The organism is Pseudomonas sp. PKS (assembly GCF_051913525.1).
Lineage (GTDB): Bacteria > Pseudomonadota > Gammaproteobacteria > Pseudomonadales > Pseudomonadaceae > Aquipseudomonas > Aquipseudomonas guariconensis_D.
The window spans coordinates 1-364 of sequence record NZ_JBEGDO010000056.1; the positions used below are offsets into that span (position 1 = coordinate 1).

Below are 364 nucleotides of genomic sequence, written 5' to 3' on the forward strand. Positions count from 1 at the left end.
GCAAGATAAAATGACTAAAGCAGGAGTTAAATTAGTTTTAGGTTCAAAAGTTACTGAATTTAAAGGAGAAAACGGAAAAGTTACTCAAGTTGTTACTGATAAAGGTTCAATTGATGTTGATTATGTAATTTTCTCTGTAGGAGTAAGACCTCAAACTAAAATTCTTGAAGGAGTTTGTGATTTAGACGAAAGAGGAGCTATTGTAACAAATGATTTCATGCAAACAACTAACCCTGACATTTATGCAGTAGGAGACTGTGCTCAAGTATTCAATAAAGCTTTAAATAAAAGCATTCCAATCCAATTAGCTACAACTGCAGTTAGAACTGCTGTTACAGCTGCAACAAACATCATTAGAGGAAAT

1 protein-coding gene is annotated in these 364 nt (G+C 33.0%); it reads left to right on the top strand.

Annotated elements, in window-relative coordinates:
- The coding region (locus ABOA88_RS24060; protein ID WP_440128000.1) for an NAD(P)/FAD-dependent oxidoreductase at positions 1-364 on the top strand (364 nt) is incomplete at both ends.